The 14,186-nt window shown below is 41.7% G+C and carries 20 protein-coding genes; 11 read left to right on the forward strand and 9 right to left on the reverse strand.

The window, feature by feature from the left end; genetic code table 11:
* Positions 1–93: 93 nt before the first annotated feature.
* From ADG81_RS09980 to nrdR, 7 genes are all read right to left on the reverse strand, one after another.
* The gene (locus tag ADG81_RS09980) at positions 94–441 is read right to left on the reverse strand and encodes a hypothetical protein (protein WP_049550625.1); all 348 of its coding nucleotides are present in this window, start codon (positions 439–441) and stop codon (positions 94–96) included.
* Positions 442–506: 65 nt separating this feature from the next.
* The gene (locus tag ADG81_RS00950; protein ID WP_049550635.1) at positions 507–842 is read right to left on the reverse strand and encodes a hypothetical protein; all 336 of its coding nucleotides are present in this window, start codon (positions 840–842) and stop codon (positions 507–509) included.
* A gap of 85 nt (positions 843–927) precedes the next feature.
* Positions 928–2,238: a ribosome biogenesis GTPase Der gene (gene der, locus ADG81_RS00955; protein ID WP_001207696.1), complete on the reverse strand. Its 1,311-nt coding sequence runs from the start codon at positions 2,236–2,238 to the stop codon at positions 928–930.
* Between the two features lie 13 nt (positions 2,239–2,251).
* Entirely contained in the window at positions 2,252–2,965 is a 714-nt protein-coding gene (locus ADG81_RS00960) for an NADPH-dependent oxidoreductase (protein WP_049550626.1), read from the reverse strand.
* A complete protein-coding gene (gene dnaI / locus ADG81_RS00965; RefSeq protein ID WP_049550627.1) occupies positions 2,962–3,858 on the reverse strand; it encodes a primosomal protein DnaI in 897 nt (298 codons plus the stop codon). Before dnaI ends, ADG81_RS00960 begins: the two co-directional genes overlap by 4 nt.
* Positions 3,859–5,028: a replication initiation and membrane attachment family protein gene (locus tag ADG81_RS00970; protein ID WP_049550628.1), complete on the reverse strand. Its 1,170-nt coding sequence runs from the start codon at positions 5,026–5,028 to the stop codon at positions 3,859–3,861. It abuts the gene before it with no gap.
* A complete protein-coding gene (gene nrdR, locus ADG81_RS00975) occupies positions 5,029–5,502 on the reverse strand; it encodes a transcriptional regulator NrdR (RefSeq protein ID WP_001203672.1) in 474 nt (157 codons plus the stop codon). It lies immediately after the preceding gene.
* A 139-nt stretch (positions 5,503–5,641) separates the two neighbouring features.
* On the opposite strand from nrdR, the gene ADG81_RS00980 reads away from it, so the two are divergent.
* From ADG81_RS00980 to ADG81_RS00995, 4 genes are all read left to right on the forward strand, one after another.
* Positions 5,642–6,007, forward strand: a complete 366-nt coding sequence (locus tag ADG81_RS00980) for a GntR family transcriptional regulator (protein ID WP_000119149.1) — start codon at positions 5,642–5,644, stop codon at positions 6,005–6,007.
* A 4-nt stretch (positions 6,008–6,011) separates the two neighbouring features.
* Positions 6,012–6,707 (forward strand): ABC transporter ATP-binding protein, encoded by a 696-nt coding sequence (locus tag ADG81_RS00985; protein WP_000054197.1) that lies wholly within the window; start codon positions 6,012–6,014, stop codon positions 6,705–6,707.
* A 15-nt stretch (positions 6,708–6,722) separates the two neighbouring features.
* Positions 6,723–7,490: a hypothetical protein gene (locus ADG81_RS00990; protein ID WP_049550629.1), complete on the forward strand. Its 768-nt coding sequence runs from the start codon at positions 6,723–6,725 to the stop codon at positions 7,488–7,490.
* A gap of 138 nt (positions 7,491–7,628) precedes the next feature.
* Positions 7,629–9,176, forward strand: a complete 1,548-nt coding sequence (locus tag ADG81_RS00995; protein WP_049550630.1) for an ATP-binding cassette domain-containing protein — start codon at positions 7,629–7,631, stop codon at positions 9,174–9,176.
* Between the two features lie 51 nt (positions 9,177–9,227).
* Here ADG81_RS00995 and ADG81_RS01000 read toward each other — a convergent pair whose 3' ends face one another.
* Together ADG81_RS01000 and ADG81_RS01005 are read right to left on the reverse strand one after the other, a co-directional pair.
* On the reverse strand, positions 9,228–9,923 hold the full coding sequence (locus ADG81_RS01000; protein WP_001288946.1) for an LrgB family protein: 696 nt from the start codon (positions 9,921–9,923) through the stop codon (positions 9,228–9,230).
* Positions 9,920–10,294 (reverse strand): CidA/LrgA family protein, encoded by a 375-nt coding sequence (locus ADG81_RS01005; protein WP_000781325.1) that lies wholly within the window; start codon positions 10,292–10,294, stop codon positions 9,920–9,922. Before ADG81_RS01005 ends, ADG81_RS01000 begins: the two co-directional genes overlap by 4 nt.
* Positions 10,295–10,577: 283 nt before the next feature.
* Here ADG81_RS01005 and ADG81_RS01010 point away from each other — a divergent pair, with 283 nt between their 5' ends.
* The 7 genes from ADG81_RS01010 to queF all read left to right on the forward strand — a co-directional run bounded on the left by ADG81_RS01010 (position 10,578) and on the right by queF (position 14,128).
* Complete coding sequence (locus ADG81_RS01010) at positions 10,578–10,958, forward strand: MarR family winged helix-turn-helix transcriptional regulator (protein ID WP_020901663.1); 381 nt, start codon at positions 10,578–10,580, stop codon at positions 10,956–10,958.
* A gap of 100 nt (positions 10,959–11,058) precedes the next feature.
* Positions 11,059–11,280 carry a DUF4649 family protein gene (locus ADG81_RS01015; protein WP_049550631.1) on the forward strand — a complete coding sequence of 74 codons (222 nt, stop codon included), beginning with the start codon at positions 11,059–11,061 and terminating at the stop codon, positions 11,278–11,280.
* A 16-nt stretch (positions 11,281–11,296) separates the two neighbouring features.
* Positions 11,297–11,611, forward strand: a complete 315-nt coding sequence (trxA, locus tag ADG81_RS01020) for a thioredoxin (protein ID WP_001029581.1) — start codon at positions 11,297–11,299, stop codon at positions 11,609–11,611.
* Positions 11,612–11,812: 201 nt separating this feature from the next.
* The gene (gene queC / locus ADG81_RS01025) at positions 11,813–12,466 is read left to right on the forward strand and encodes a 7-cyano-7-deazaguanine synthase QueC (RefSeq protein ID WP_049550632.1); all 654 of its coding nucleotides are present in this window, start codon (positions 11,813–11,815) and stop codon (positions 12,464–12,466) included.
* Positions 12,466–12,909, forward strand: coding sequence for a 6-carboxytetrahydropterin synthase QueD (queD, locus tag ADG81_RS01030; protein ID WP_000464573.1), 444 nt, complete (start codon positions 12,466–12,468; stop codon positions 12,907–12,909). The genes queC and queD overlap by 1 nt, the downstream gene beginning before the upstream one ends.
* A complete protein-coding gene (gene queE / locus ADG81_RS01035; protein ID WP_049550633.1) occupies positions 12,902–13,618 on the forward strand; it encodes a 7-carboxy-7-deazaguanine synthase QueE in 717 nt (238 codons plus the stop codon). The genes queD and queE overlap by 8 nt, the downstream gene beginning before the upstream one ends.
* 18 nt (positions 13,619–13,636) lie before the next feature.
* On the forward strand, positions 13,637–14,128 hold the full coding sequence (queF, locus tag ADG81_RS01040) for a preQ(1) synthase (RefSeq protein WP_049550634.1): 492 nt from the start codon (positions 13,637–13,639) through the stop codon (positions 14,126–14,128).
* Positions 14,129–14,186 lie beyond the last annotated feature (58 nt).

The raw sequence follows: 14,186 nt of genomic DNA on the forward strand, positions 1-14,186 counted from the left end.
CAAAGAGCAAACTAGGAAACTAGCCGCAGGCTGTACTTGAGTACGGCAAGGCGATGTTGACGTGGTTTGAATTTGATTTTCGAAGAGTATAAATCAATACCTTCCACCTTTTGACTTCCCTAGTTCTCGTCTCAAGCGAAACATGTTTTTGAAAAAGATATAGGTTAACCAGTCACTGCCTAGAGATAAGACTATCAGAAGCAACCAAACACCCCAATCACTAGCATCTGATACATAATCTAGAACAAAAGGGAAAAATAAGAATGAAAAAATTGTCATATCCATGCTAAACAGAGCTAAAAGGGAAATATAAATCCAGTAAAAATAGTATAAGATGGGGAAAATTTTACTGTTTCTGTCAGCATTGTCCATCCAATAGAAAAAATATAAACAAGGAAATAAGAGTATCAAATGAAACCAATTAAAGGACAGTTTCATCATCGACACCTCCTCTTTGAAATTGTTTTCTTTAGTTTCGTTCTATTAAATGTTATTACTAATATAAATCAATGCTTGCCGCCTTTAGACTTCCCTAGTTCTCGTCTCAAGCGAAGCATTTTTTTGAAACAGAAATAAGTTGACCTATTCAGACCAATAGCTAGCAGAATAAAAAGAAACCAAATGCCCCATAACTTGATATCTGTCAAATTTCTCATGACGATATTGAAAAACAGAACTGAAATAACTGTCCAAGCAAGGCTAAAAAGAGCATAGAGGGGGATGTAAAACCAGTAAAAATAGGAAAAAATTGGGAAAAATTTACTATCTCTACTGGCCTTTTCAATCCAGCTGAAAAAGTAAAACCAGGGAAATAGGATTATCAATTTAAACAAATGTTTCATCACCATCCCCCCTCTATTTGATAGCGTTTTCTTTACCTTCATTCTATCAAAAAAATCTGGAAATGTCATTCCAGATTCTACTTTTTTATTTACGTTTTCTTGCGATGAGATGGATTGGTGTTCCTTCAAAGACAAAGGCCTTGCGGATTTGATTTTCCAAGAAACGCAGGTAAGAAAAGTGCATGAGTTCTTCTTCATTGACAAAGATGACAAAGGTTGGTGGCTTGGTTGCCACTTGAGTTGCATAGAAAATTTTGAGACGTTTTCCTTTATCTGTCGGTGTTGGGTTGATGGCAATAGCATCCATAATCACATCGTTCAAGACAGCTGATGGGATACGCGTGTTTTGACTTTCGCTGATTTGCTTGATCATCTCAGGAAGTTTGTGGAGACGTTGCTTGGTCAAAGCGGATACAAAGATAATCGGTGCGTAAGGTAGATATTGGAACTGCTCACGGATATCTTCTTCCCAGTTTTTCATAGTGTGGTTGTCTTTTTCAAGTGTATCCCACTTATTGACCACGATAATCATTCCTTTACCAGCTTCATGGGCAAATCCTGCGATACGCTTATCGTATTCACGAATGCCTTCTTCCGCATTGATGACCATTAAGACCACATCTGAACGGTCAATAGCACGCATGGCACGCATGACAGAATATTTCTCGGTATTTTCATAAACCTTACCAGACTTACGCATACCAGCTGTATCAATCATGGTAAACTCTTGGCCATCTGTATCTGTAAAGTGGGTATCAATGGCGTCACGAGTTGTTCCAGCAACAGGACTGGCAATGACACGGTCTTCTCCCAAGATAGCGTTAATCAAGCTTGATTTTCCGACGTTAGGACGACCAATCAAGCTAAACTTAATGACATCTGGATTTTCTTCTTCATATTCATTTGGAAGATTTTCTACGATGGCGTCTAGCACATCCCCTGTACCGATACCATGGACAGATGAGATAGGCAGTGGTTCGCCCAAACCGAGGGCATAAAAATCATAGATATCATTTCGCATCTCAGGGTTGTCCACCTTGTTAACCGCGAGGATAACTGGTTTGTGGGTCTTATAAAGCTTACGAGCTACGTATTCGTCTGCATCGGTAATTCCTTCCTTACCGGACACGACAAAGACGATAACATCTGCTTCTTCCATGGCAATTTCTGCCTGGTGCTTGATTTGTTCCATGAAAGGAGCATCGACATCATCGATTCCTCCTGTATCAATCATGCTAAAGGAACGATTAAGCCACTCACCCGTTGCATAGATACGGTCACGTGTCACTCCTTCGACATCTTCTACAATGGAGATTCGCTCACCAGCGATCCGATTAAATAGGGTTGATTTCCCAACATTGGGACGTCCTACAATGGCAATAGTTGGTAGGGCCATAATTTCTCACTTTCTACAATAACTTCTTCTGTTCAAGATTTTTTCTTGTTGAGCTTGGTTCAGCTTGACCAAACTGTTCTGCTAAGCGCTGACTCCAGCTTGTGGTCGCACGCGCCCCAGCATAGTCAGCCTGTACACGGTCATAAGCCTCAATCACATCAACTGTTTGTTCCTGATATTCTTCCTCAAAAACCACTTGATTCAAAGGCAAGCGAGGTTTGACTTCGTGTTCTTCATTTGGTAAACCTAGTGCCATCCCAAAGACAGGATAGGTGTAGACAGGCAGGTTAAAGAGCTCTGCTACTTCTTCTGACTTGTAACGCACCAAGCCAATGATGACACCTCCATAGCCCAAACTTTCAGCTGCCAGCAGGGCATTTTGACCAGCAAGAGCTGCATCGACCGAACTAATCAAGAGGCCTTCCACACCTTGGGGTTGGAATGAATCCGTATGGAGTCGTGCTCCTTTTTCTGCACGGTTCAAATCTCCGACAAAGAGAAGGAAAACAGCAGACTGGCGAATGGCTTCTTGAGGCACCAATTCATACAAGGCATCTTTCTTCTCTTGACTTCGTACCACGATCACAGAGTAGGATTGAAAATTCTTCCAAGACGAGGCCATTTGGGCTGCTGTCAGGATTTCAGTCAAATCTTCCTGAGGAAGGGTTTGCTCCTTAAATCTGCGTACTGAAGTATGAGACTTCATTAATTTGATTGTTTCTGTCATCGACGGTTTACTCCTTCTAAACGAGTCTCCTCAGCCAAATAACGGATGCGTTCCATGACGCGTCTGGCTTCCCAGGTTTCGTCATTTCCATGCTTCCCTTTAGCGAAATGCTGCTCCAATTCTTCAAAGTTGAAGTTGGATGTGAAAAAGGTCGGTAAATTTTCCTGCATCCGATATTGAAGAATGACTTGCAGGATTTCATCACGTACCCAAGCTGTTGATTGCTCGGCACCAATGTCATCTAAAATCAGGACTTCAGAAAGCTTAATCTCATCCACCAAGGTCTTAACATTACCATCACCGATTGCATTTTTGACATCAATGACAAAGCTAGGATAGTGGAGGAGAGTGGATGAAACACCACGTTTTTCTGATAAATCATGGGCTAGGGCAGCCTCCATGAAACTTTTTCCCACACCAAAGTCTCCATACAAGTAAAGACCTTTTCGAATAGCTGGATATTGCTCCACGAAGGCTAATAGCTTTTCAAAAACTGGCAAGCGCCCCAAATCATCCAAGTCAACTTGAGCTAAACTAGCTTGCTTGAGACTGGCTGGCAGATTGATTAACTTGAGACGGTTCTTAATAGCCGCTTCTTTTTCCGCCGCGATTAGTTCAGGAGTTTCTTCATATGAAACATCTGCATAGCCATGATTCATAACCAAAATCGGCTTGTATCCTTTGGCAATATAATCCGTATCCCCACGTAGAAACTTGTCTCTCTCGGTGATGTACTGATTAAACTTGGAGATACTGCGATTCAATTCCTCTGGAGTCAAGGATTCTTGCTGGATAAAGGCCGCAACATCAGGGTCCTTCATGATTTTCTGGACCAAATCTTGATAATGAAAACGGCTGGGTTGACGCTTGAGTACGTCTCCGACACTTTCCATCTAATCTCCTCCTTTTTCTAATCGAGCTAATAGTTCTTGTTTCTTACGTTCTAGTTCCAGACGAGTTTCCTCGCTGGTTTCATTCTTATAATCTGGATTGCTCCACTTGGGTACATTGGACTTGGTAGGACTAGGGGTACTAGCCTTTTGAGCCTGGCTCTTCTGCCCTCTCTCACGGATGCGCAAGACTGCCTCTTCTGCCGAATGAATCTTTTGATAGGCGTAATCATTGGCTACTTTCATGGCATATTTCTCATTGATATTTGCCGAATCCACCTTATTAAAGGTCAACAAGAGAATGATATTGATGACTTCGTCCAGCAAGCCCAAGCCAGCCATCTGTTGCAAGAGTTCTCTTTCTGTTTGGGTAATGGTTCCCTTGCGTGTTTGCTTGATTTCTGCCAAGAACTGCAGGGCAGTTTTACTTTTGGCTTCTTTGATAATGGTCACTTCCTTAGGACTAAAGTCAGAGGAAACAGGTTTTTGAGCGATTTTTTCCCGCATGCGTTTGGTTGAAATAACCTGGGAAACAGCTGTTGACTTAGCCAGTTGATAGGTCTCAAACCAAGTCCATTTCTTCTCCTCGGCAATGGCAAAGAGGTTTAAGACATCGGACTGCTCATCCGCAAAACGAAGCCCATCTCGAGCCATAAGCTGACGAAAATGGTCCAAGTCAAAATCGTTGGCCACTTTCTTCTTGAGACCAAGGTCTTCTTGACTTCCCAGTTCTGCCAAGTCTGGAAAGACTTGATTGAGTGAGACAGGTATTTCTTCTCCCTCAGCACTCTCAACTTTCAAATCCTCCACAGCTGCATCGCCAATTTTTTTCTCCAAAAGTCTGCGATAAACAGGATGTTCCAAGAAGTCTTGACTTGAAAGAGGAGCATGGATAACTATCTGATAGGTATCACCCTTTTGATAGAGGGTCAAGAGATTAAAAGCAGATAGGATTTTCAGGGCTTTTATCAGTCTATCCATCCCAAAATTGAGATGATTGAGAATGCTTGAAAAAAGGTATTCCTTTCTGCCATTATCCCAAAAACTGATGGTATAAAGATAAAGGCTCAGTGCCTCCTGACCGATAATCGGGAGGTAGCACTGTACCAGAGATGAGGTATCTTGCGACACCCGATTATTCTTTAGATAAGAAAAACGGTCAATTGGCTTCATTTATCTTTCCTTTTTCTTTTTAGAGGACTGGGTGATTTGTTGGAGCAGGCTCTCTAACTCACTCACATCCTTAAAACTACGATAGACACTGGCAAAACGCACATAGGTAATCTCATCTAACTCAGCCAACTCCTCCATGACGAGTGAACCAATGTCCTCACTTTGAATTTCATTTTCATTTCGACCACGGAGTTTCTGTTCGATACGATTGACTACCATGTTGATTTCATCACTTGACACAGGACGTTTCTGGGCTGAGCGGATAATCCCATTAAAGATTTTATCTCTGGAGAACTGTTCCCGTGTGCCATCTTTTTTAACAACCACTAAGGTTCTTTCTTCTACCCGTTCGTAGGTTGTAAAACGGTGCTGGCATTCGTCGCACTCACGTCTTCTACGAATGGTGTTCCCTTCTTCTGCTTGGCGACTATCGATAACACTTGACTTGGTAGCCCCACATTTTGGACAACGCATCCTTTCCCTCCTTATCGTTTTCTTTTCATTATACCATTTTTTAAGCGATTCCCAAAACAATTCTTCTTTTTGCTTGACAAGTTTTTTGTTTCGTTGTATTATTTAATTAAGACAAAAGGATAAAAGAAAGGAGACCAAGATGTCCTGGACATTTGACAACAAAAAACCCATCTATTTACAGATTATGGAGAAAATCAAGCTTCAGATTGTTTCCCATACACTGGAACCCAATCAACAACTTCCAACCGTGCGAGAGCTGGCTAGCGAGGCTGGTGTCAATCCAAACACCATCCAAAGAGCCTTATCAGACCTTGAACGAGAAGGATTTGTCTACAGTAAGCGAACAACTGGACGATTTGTGACTGAGGATAAGGAGCTAATCGCCCAATCGCGCAAACAATTATCGGAAGAAGAATTGGAACACTTCGTTTCCTCCATGACCCATTTTGGCTATGAAAAAGAAGAACTACCAGGCGTAGTCGGCGATTATATTAAAGGAGTTTAAGCCTATGTCATTACTAGCATTTGAAAATGTATCCAAATCTTATGGAGCAACCCCAGCCCTTGAAAATGTTTCTCTTGACATCCCAGCTGGAAAAATTGTCGGTCTCCTCGGCCCAAACGGCTCAGGAAAAACAACCTTGATTAAACTCATCAATGGCCTCTTACAACCAGATCAAGGACGTGTCCTTATCAACGATATGGACCCAAGCCCAGCAACCAAGGCTATCGTAGCTTATTTGCCAGATACGACCTATCTCAATGAGCAAATGAAGGTCAAAGAAGCCCTAACCTACTTCAAGACCTTCTATAAAGATTTCAATCTTGAACGTGCCCATCATCTTCTTGCTGACCTCGGTATTGATGAAAATAGTCGTCTCAAGAAACTATCAAAAGGAAACAAGGAAAAGGTCCAACTGATTTTGGTTATGAGCCGTGATGCTCGTCTCTATGTTTTGGATGAACCCATTGGTGGGGTGGATCCAGCAGCCCGTGAGTATATCCTCAATACCATTATCAACAACTACTCCCCAACTTCTACCGTTTTGATTTCTACCCACTTAATTTCTGATATCGAGCCAATCTTAGATGAAATTGTCTTCCTCAAAGATGGAAAAGTCGTCCGTCAAGGAAATGTAGATGATATTCGCTATGAGTCTGGTGAATCCATTGACCAACTCTTCCGTCAGGAATTTAAGGCCTAAGCAAAGGAGATTATTATGTTTTGGAATTTAGTTCGCTACGAATTTAAAAATGTTAACAAGTGGTATTTAGCCCTTTACGCTGCCGTGCTAGTTCTTTCCGTTCCCATAGGAATGCAAGGACACTATTATAATTATGTATCTTTCAAAGATAGCCAACCTGTCTTACTTTTCTTTCTGGCTCTCGTCTTTGGTGGATTGATGATTACACTTGGGATTTCAACCATTTTCTTGATTATTAAACGATTCAAAGGTAGTGTCTATGACCGACAAGGCTATCTGACCTTGACCTTGCCAGTTTCTGAACACCATATCATCACAGCCAAATTAGTTGGAGCCTTCATTTGGTCTATCCTTAGCTCCACTGTACTAGCTCTAAGCGCTTTTATTATTGTTACCATAACGGTTCCAGAATGGATATCAAATTCTGAGTTGATTCCACTTGTAGGAACATTCCTTCCTCAACTCTCTCTTATGGGGGTATCCTTCCTACTAAATACCATCTCAGGAATCCTCTGCATCTACTTGGCTATTTCCATCGGACAACTGTTCAATGAATACCGTACCGCACTAGCCATTGTAGCTTATATCGGTATCCAAATCGTCATTGGATTTGTAGAAGTCTTCTTCAATACCAGTACGAACTTCTATGTCAATTCACTTGCAGGATTCAATGATAATTTCTATATGGGAGCAAGCGTAGGCATTGTTGAAGAACTCATTTTCATAGCTATCTTTTATCTCGGAACCTACTATATTTTGAGAAATAAGGTTAATTTGCAATAATCTTAGAGTCTAGCGACAATAACTCGCTAGGCTTTTTTCGACCTCAAGATTTACATTTTTATATGAAGTATTTAATAAAAAGGAGTATAATGACTTTAAAACTGATTACATGTATATCTATAAGGAGGTCAACTCTTTATGCTGAAAAGATTTGTTACTAAGAAGCACCTCGTACTTTACTTCTTTTCTATTGCCATTACTTGGCTGGAAGCGATTATCACACCAGCCCTTGTTCAAAATATTGTTGCTAGTTTTACCAATCAAGAACTAGGCCTTCTTTGGAAAGTATTAATTCTAGGAATACTTGGTAATCTCACTCTCTTACTAGGTTTGGCTGGGAAACGCTATTACTACGCTCGTTTGATTACTGACTTCAAATATGGAATCAAGAGTGCTATTTTCAAGCGATTTTTAAACAGTTATGAGATTGATGAAAAGGATATTTTGTCTGACCTAGAAAACGACGTCAAGCAACTAGAAGAAAACTATATTGAGCCAACGGTCATCATCATTTCTTCTCTTGGCTTCACAACTGTGTCCATTCTCTATGCCCTATGGACCAATTTTTACTTGGGCTTGATTTTCATCCTCTTCTACTCCTTTCCTGTCCTCTGCAGTGCTATCGGATCAAAGCGTTTGGATTCACTTTCTGAAAAGCGGTCCACTGTTAACCAGAGCTACTTAGCAAGCTTGACAAATTTTATTGGTGGTAACCAACAAATTCGCCATTATCAGGGGCAAGATTTCTTTTTTACTCGCTACCAAAAGCAATTACAAACCAGTCTAGATACCGAAATTAACTATGAAAAGCAACGAACTTTAAACAGTCTCTTGATCAATAGCATCGATGCCTTTTGTTCTGTCACACCAATCGTCATCGGTGGCTTTATGACCTACTATAATTATTTAGATGCGGCGAGTTTTGTGGCCATCTATCTAGTTTCCTATAATATCGGCTATCAATTCCAAGAGTTGGCTTACTTTACCAACACCCGAAAAGCGACTCGAACTCTTCTCAACAAATACCAAAAACTTTTGGGCCAGTCTGATGCCATCTTGCCTAGAATCATAGAAAACATTTTCCCTATCCAACTTGACAGCATCTCCCTAGAAAAAGATGGGAATATCCTCTTATCTCCGATTTCCATACACATCAAGCAAGGAGAAAAAATTGCCATTATCGGGGAAAGTGGCTCTGGTAAGACAACCTTGCTCAATATCATTCATGGAGAAGAGACACCAACAAGTGGTCAGATTAGCTTTGCTGGTCAAAACCTGTCACGTCAAGAAATCACAAGCTTTAGTTCCTATATCCTCCAAGATAGCCATTACTTTGACACGCTATCTCTGGACGACAATATCCTTCTAGGACTAGATAAAAATCCAGAGACTTTAAATCATATCCTCAAAAAAACAGGATTAGAACATTTGAAAAATCGAACGCTCAGCAATGATAGTCTGTCTGGTGGCGAGAAACAACGCCTCGAAATCGCTCGAGCCCTCTACCATGATAGCCAACTCATCTTAGCAGATGAGATTAAGGCCAATCTTGACTCGGAAAATAGCAGAAAAATTAGCGACTTGCTCTTCTCCCTACCTCAAACAGTCATTGAAGTCATTCACCACTACACGGAAGAAGACTTAAAACACTATGACCAAGTCATTCACTTACGAAAAGGAAAGTAATATTCTATAAAATACGATTTTAAAAAGCAAGGAACCAAAATTCCTTGCTTTTTAACTCAATATCAAGCTGGCTACAATAGGGCTGACAAAGACATAGAGAATACCGGTAACACCGATAGCCAAACCACCCATAGCTCCTGCTACAGAACCGTATCGAAAGGCTGTTCCCGTTCCGACAGCATGACCTGTTCCTCCAAGGGAAAGACCAACAGCTACTGGGTCATCAATTTTCAACCACTTCAAGAGGGTTGGGCCGATGACACTGGTTAAAATCCCAGTCGCCACTACAACCACCAAGGTCACGGTCGTCAGACCTTGCAATTTTTCTGTAATTCCCACTGCCATGGCGGTTGTCACTGACTTCGGAAAGAGAGAAATGGCTAGGAAAAAGTCCATTCCAAAAATCTTAGCTACAAGGGCTGTGAAAGAGGTATTGACAACTACTGCTAACAGACTACCAAAGAGAATACTCCGTGCATGGTGCTTCATCAAGTGAAAACTCTTATAAAGCGGAATCCCCAGAGCCACGGTCGATGGAACAATCAAGTTGTTCAGATAAACACCACCTTGGTAGTAATCCTGGTAAGAAATACCCGTCGCCTTTAGAAAGATAATAATGAAAACAGCTGACAAAAGCAAGGGCGTTGTCAAAGGATGGGGAAAACGTCTGTAAATCAACATTCCCACTAGATAAGCTAGGATAGACAAGGCAAGCCCAAATAGGGGATTGGAAACAAATTCACTCATTTGGCATCTCCTTTCTCATAATCTCCCTCAAACCGTCTCTTGATGAACTGAACTACCAAGGCTATGAGGATAATATTGATAACTGCTGCAAAAAAGACAATCAAGACGATGGGCAAAAGATAAGGAGCAATCACATCAAACTTTTCCATGATTCCCACTGCTGGTGGCAAAAAGAGAATGGTCATATTAGCCAGCAAGAAATTCCCCACCATATTGACATGCCTAGTTCTCAGCCACTTGAATTGTAGGGCTAGAAAGAGAATAATCAAACCGATAATACTGCCTGGAATAGGCAAATGAAAGAAACTGGAGATTCCCTCACCGATTAGAGAAATCACAAAGAGAATCATTAATTGAACATATAATTTCATCCTAAACTCCACGAAATAGACTTCTTGCATACCAGTTTACTCTTTTTTCAGAAAATTTCAAGGAAATGCACAAGAGTTGATGAAAGTTTGAGAAGAAAGGGGATACAAACAATTCTTGACTTGGGAAAACAGGCATGATTTAGGATAAAAGATGCCAGCGTCCTTCTTGCCAGCTTTCTTGAAAAGTAGTATAATCATTGCATGCGCAATCATCTTGTGATGCAGAGACTGTCCGAGAATGGACATTCTTCTATGCTATAACTCTAAAAAGAAAGGAGATACTATGACCTATTTGGAAAAATGGTTTGACTTCAATCGGCGTCAGAAAGAAATTGAAAGCCTCTTGGAAGAGACTATTGCCCAGCAGAGCGAGCAAAGTCTGACCTTGAAAGAGTTCTACCTGCTCTACTATCTGGACTTGGCCCAAGAAAAATCTCTACGCCAGATTGACCTGCCAGATAAGCTTCATCTGAGCCCGAGCGCTGTTTCTCGGATGGTGGCTCGCTTGGAAGCCAAAAATTGCGGTCTACTTAGTCGCAGGTGTTGTGATCAAGATCGACGCTCTAGTTTTATCTGCCTGACAGGTGATGGGCAAAAGACACTGGCCTCTCTACAAAAGGCTGTCGAAGAAAGCTTGGAAACTGGTTTGGATTTCTTGGTTTAAGATGATTTTAGAAAAAAAGTTGCGTGCGCAATCATTTTTCTTGACATTCTCTTTTACAAGGAGTAAAATAAAGTCATCATTAAACAAAGGAGTTTTAAAAATGATTGAAATTACCTATCTAGATGCCAGCAAGAACGAAAGAACTGTGACTTTCGAATCTTATGCAGATTTTGATCGTTCACAACAAGCTTGCCTTATCGGCGTCGCAGACTACTACCCTGTCCAAAAATTAACTTACAACGGTCATGATTTGGACTATCATGGAACTTATGGAGATATCTTCTTCTATCTCAAGAAACAAGATTTAAGCCAATATAACTAAAAAAAGGAGAAATACAATGGCAAAAGCAATTACAGATGCAACATTCGAACAAGAAACAAAAGACGGTTTGGTCTTGGTAGACTTTTGGGCAACTTGGTGTGGTCCATGTCGTATGCAAGGTCCAATCTTGGACAAATTGTCTGAAGAACTTTCAGAAGATGTCTTGAAAATCGTTAAAATGGACGTTGATGAAAATCCAAACACAGCTCGTGCTTTTGGAATCATGTCTATCCCAACCCTTCTCTTCAAAAAAGACGGCCAAGTTGTCAAACAAGTTGCTGGTGTTCACACAGCAGAACAAATCAAGGCCATCGTTGCTGAATTGAGCTAATCACATTAGAGACCAATTACTTTCTTTGGTCTCTTTTTTCTTGCCCTTTGCCATTTTTCAAAAAATATGCTAAACTGTAGGTAGAATATTACGATGTTTGGGACATGCCATCGCTAAAAAAAACCTCTACTTGGTATTTTTTAGCTCCCTCAAGGGAGCTTTTTGCGTGCTCTGAACATTTCCCATTTTGGAAGGAGTACTATGAAACATCAATCAGCCTTGGTCGTCTTTAGCGGCGGTCAAGATTCTACAACCTGCCTCTTTTGGGCTAAAGAACACTATGAAACGGTCGAAGCCGTTACCTTTGCCTACGGTCAACGCCATCATCTCGAAATTCAAGTTGCTAGAGAAATCGCTAAGGAACAGGGGATTCGTCATCATATCCTAGATATGTCTCTGCTGGGGCAAATCACTGAAAATGCCCTGACCTCTGATTTGGAAATTGAGCAAAAAGAGGGAGAGGTTCCCAATACCTTTGTTGACGGTCGCAACCACCTCTTTCTATCCTTTGCGGCTGTTCTTGCTAAGCAACGGGGCATTAAAGATATCGTGACAGGTGTCTGCGAGACAGACTTCTCAGGCTACCCCGATTGTCGAGATGTCTTTGTCAAATCCCTTAATGTTACCCTCAACCTTGCCATGGATTACGACTTTGTTATCCAAACACCTCTCATGTGGCTAGACAAGGCTGAAACATGGGAATTAGCCGACCAACTCGGTGCCTTTGACTATGTTCGTAAAAAAACTGTAACCTGCTACAACGGAATTATCGGAAGTGGCTGTGGAAATTGTCCAGCCTGCCATCTACGTCAACATGGGTTAGATGTTTATCTCTCACAGAAAGGAGAGGCCTAATGTTTTTTGCACCCAAAGAAATCAAACAGGAAACCGGGGAGTCTCTTGTCTACAATCCTCACAGAACCTTGGTATCAAAAGAATTTACCTTTGACGCTGCCCACCACCTCTTTCACTATGAGGGAAAATGCAAATCCCTGCATGGTCACACCTATCATTTGCAGATTGCTGTCAGTGGATTTTTAGATGAACGTGGCATGACCTACGATTTCGGAGATATCAAAGCTATCTACAAGAACTACTTAGAGCCCCACTTAGATCATCGCTATCTCAATGAAACCCTGCCCTATATGAATACAACCGCTGAAAATATGGTTTACTGGATTTTCCAAACCATGAATCAAGAGTTACCAGATGAACGAGGTCTTCGTTTAGAATACGTTCGCCTCTATGAAACTCCTACTGCCTTTGCAGAGTTTAGACGGGAGTGGTTAGATGACTAGGGAACGTGTCCTCAAACTACCAGTTTTGGAAATTTTTGGTCCTACCTTTCAAGGTGAAGGCCGTGCTATTGGGCAGAAAACCATGTTTGTCCGCACTGCTGGTTGCGACTACCACTGCGACTGGTGCGACTCTGCCTTTACTTGGGATGGTTCTGAAAAGCCAACTCGTATGACAGCTGACGAAGTCATTGCTGCCTTGGATAAATTAGGGAGCTACGACTACGTCACCCTATCTGGGGGAAATCCTGCTATCCTAGCAGCCAACATGGCTGAGCTAGTAACCAAGCTCAAGGAACGTGGTGTCACTCTGGCTGTTGAGACCCAAGGCTCCCGCTGGCAAAATTGGTTAAAAGACATCGACCAGGTCACTCTAAGTCCCAAACCTCCTTCATCCAAGATGGAAGTCAACTTTGAGACCCTGGACTTTATCGTTTCCCAACTTGATCCAGACAAGGTCACCTTTAAAATCCCTGTCTTTGATGATGCGGATTTGGCCTTTGCTAAAGTCATTCAAGAGCGCTACCAACCAGATGTTCTCTTCTTATCAGCTGGAAATCCTGAGCCAAAAGCTACAGGTAATATTGTCCAAGACCAACTGGACCGCCTCAAAGAACTCTGGGAACGTGTCGCTACTGACGATAGCTGGGGCAATGTCCGCGTCCTTCCTCAACTACATACCCTCCTCTACGACAACCAACGCGGTGTTTAAGATTAGAAAGAAAAAATCATGTCACAACAAGAAGAATTGAAAAACCTAAGCCTACTAGGCAACAAAGAAACCAACTACATTTTCGAATATCAACCAGAGGTCCTCGAATCCTTTGACAATCGTCATGTGGAAAATGACTATTTCATCAAATTCAACTGCCCTGAATTCACCTCACTTTGTCCGATCACTGCTCAGCCAGACTTTGCGACCATTTATATTTCCTACATCCCTGACAAGCTCTGTGTCGAGTCAAAATCCCTCAAACTCTACCTCTTTAGCTACCGAAACCACGGAGATTTCCACGAAAACTGTATCAACACCATCGGGAAAGACTTGGTCAACTTGCTAGACCCTCGCTATTTAGAAGTCTGGGGAAAATTCACTCCGCGCGGTGGCATCTCAATTGACCCCTACTACAACTACGGTAAGCCTGGAACTAAGTATGATGGCTTGGCAGAACAACGCCTCTTCCAACACGACCTTTATCCAGAGAAAATTGACAACCGTTAAACTCATACTCAATGAAAATCAAAGAGCAAACTAGGAAGCTAGCCGCAGGTTGCTCAAA

This window comes from Streptococcus pseudopneumoniae (assembly GCF_001070815.1).
Taxonomy (GTDB): Bacteria; Bacillota; Bacilli; order Lactobacillales; family Streptococcaceae; genus Streptococcus; species Streptococcus pseudopneumoniae_P.

What these genes read in the sequence shown, in the direction of transcription:
- ADG81_RS09980 (WP_049550625.1), bottom strand. Translation starts at nt 441, where the DNA reads ATGATGAAACTGTCCTTTAATTGGTTTCATTTGATACTCTTATTTCCT.
- ADG81_RS00950 (WP_049550635.1), bottom strand. Translation starts at nt 842, where the DNA reads ATGAAACATTTGTTTAAATTGATAATCCTATTTCCCTGGTTTTACTTT.
- der (WP_001207696.1), bottom strand. Translation starts at nt 2,238, where the DNA reads ATGGCCCTACCAACTATTGCCATTGTAGGACGTCCCAATGTTGGGAAA.
- ADG81_RS00960 (WP_049550626.1), bottom strand. Translation starts at nt 2,965, where the DNA reads ATGACAGAAACAATCAAATTAATGAAGTCTCATACTTCAGTACGCAGA.
- dnaI (WP_049550627.1), bottom strand. Translation starts at nt 3,858, where the DNA reads ATGGAAAGTGTCGGAGACGTACTCAAGCGTCAACCCAGCCGTTTTCAT.
- ADG81_RS00970 (WP_049550628.1), bottom strand. Translation starts at nt 5,028, where the DNA reads ATGAAGCCAATTGACCGTTTTTCTTATCTAAAGAATAATCGGGTGTCG.
- nrdR (WP_001203672.1), bottom strand. Translation starts at nt 5,502, where the DNA reads ATGCGTTGTCCAAAATGTGGGGCTACCAAGTCAAGTGTTATCGATAGT.
- ADG81_RS00980 (WP_000119149.1), top strand. Translation starts at nt 5,642, where the DNA reads ATGTCCTGGACATTTGACAACAAAAAACCCATCTATTTACAGATTATG.
- ADG81_RS00985 (WP_000054197.1), top strand. Translation starts at nt 6,012, where the DNA reads ATGTCATTACTAGCATTTGAAAATGTATCCAAATCTTATGGAGCAACC.
- ADG81_RS00990 (WP_049550629.1), top strand. Translation starts at nt 6,723, where the DNA reads ATGTTTTGGAATTTAGTTCGCTACGAATTTAAAAATGTTAACAAGTGG.
- ADG81_RS00995 (WP_049550630.1), top strand. Translation starts at nt 7,629, where the DNA reads ATGCTGAAAAGATTTGTTACTAAGAAGCACCTCGTACTTTACTTCTTT.
- ADG81_RS01000 (WP_001288946.1), bottom strand. Translation starts at nt 9,923, where the DNA reads ATGAGTGAATTTGTTTCCAATCCCCTATTTGGGCTTGCCTTGTCTATC.
- ADG81_RS01005 (WP_000781325.1), bottom strand. Translation starts at nt 10,294, where the DNA reads ATGAAATTATATGTTCAATTAATGATTCTCTTTGTGATTTCTCTAATC.
- ADG81_RS01010 (WP_020901663.1), top strand. Translation starts at nt 10,578, where the DNA reads ATGACCTATTTGGAAAAATGGTTTGACTTCAATCGGCGTCAGAAAGAA.
- ADG81_RS01015 (WP_049550631.1), top strand. Translation starts at nt 11,059, where the DNA reads ATGATTGAAATTACCTATCTAGATGCCAGCAAGAACGAAAGAACTGTG.
- trxA (WP_001029581.1), top strand. Translation starts at nt 11,297, where the DNA reads ATGGCAAAAGCAATTACAGATGCAACATTCGAACAAGAAACAAAAGAC.
- queC (WP_049550632.1), top strand. Translation starts at nt 11,813, where the DNA reads ATGAAACATCAATCAGCCTTGGTCGTCTTTAGCGGCGGTCAAGATTCT.
- queD (WP_000464573.1), top strand. Translation starts at nt 12,466, where the DNA reads ATGTTTTTTGCACCCAAAGAAATCAAACAGGAAACCGGGGAGTCTCTT.
- queE (WP_049550633.1), top strand. Translation starts at nt 12,902, where the DNA reads ATGACTAGGGAACGTGTCCTCAAACTACCAGTTTTGGAAATTTTTGGT.
- queF (WP_049550634.1), top strand. Translation starts at nt 13,637, where the DNA reads ATGTCACAACAAGAAGAATTGAAAAACCTAAGCCTACTAGGCAACAAA.